1 rRNA gene is annotated in these 560 nt (G+C 58.1%); it reads right to left on the bottom strand.

Annotated elements, in window-relative coordinates:
- A 23S ribosomal RNA gene (locus ONR57_RS00480) occupies positions 1–560 on the bottom strand; the annotation flags it as partial.

Raw genomic sequence — 560 nt, 5'->3', positions numbered from 1 at the left:
TGTGTGTGGATGTTACTGCTGGAGCGCCGCGGCTTCGGCGGTGTGCTTGAGCCCCGCTACATTGTCGGCGCAGGACCACTAGACCAGTGAGCTATTACGCACTCTTTCAAGGGTGGCTGCTTCTAAGCCAACCTCCTGGCTGTCTGAGCGGTCCCACATCCTTTCCCACTTAGCACACGCTTAGGGGCCTTAGCCGGCGATCTGGGCTGTTTCCCTCTCGACCAGCGAACCTTATCGCCCGCAGTCTCACTGCCGCGCTCTCACTTACCGGCATTCGGAGTTTGGCTGACGTCAGTAACCNCTACCTCCGGCAAGAAACACGCGACGCTGCACCTAAATGCATTTCGGGGAGAACCAGCTATCACGGAGTTTGATTGGCCTTTCACCCCTACCCACAACTCATCCCCTCAGTTTTCAACCTAAGTGGGTTCGGGCCTCCACGACGTCTTACCGACGCTTCACCCTGGCCATGGGTAGATCACTCCGCTTCGGGCCTAGAACATGCCACTACACGCGCCCTATTCAGACTCGCTTTCGCTACGGCTACCCCCCACGGGTTA

Origin of the sequence: Hoyosella sp. YIM 151337 (assembly GCF_026041215.1) — a bacterium.
Classification (GTDB): Bacteria; Actinomycetota; Actinomycetes; order Mycobacteriales; family Mycobacteriaceae; genus Hoyosella.
Note: the sequence above shows the minus strand (reverse complement) of the source record. Positions and strands in the feature narration are given on the sequence as shown.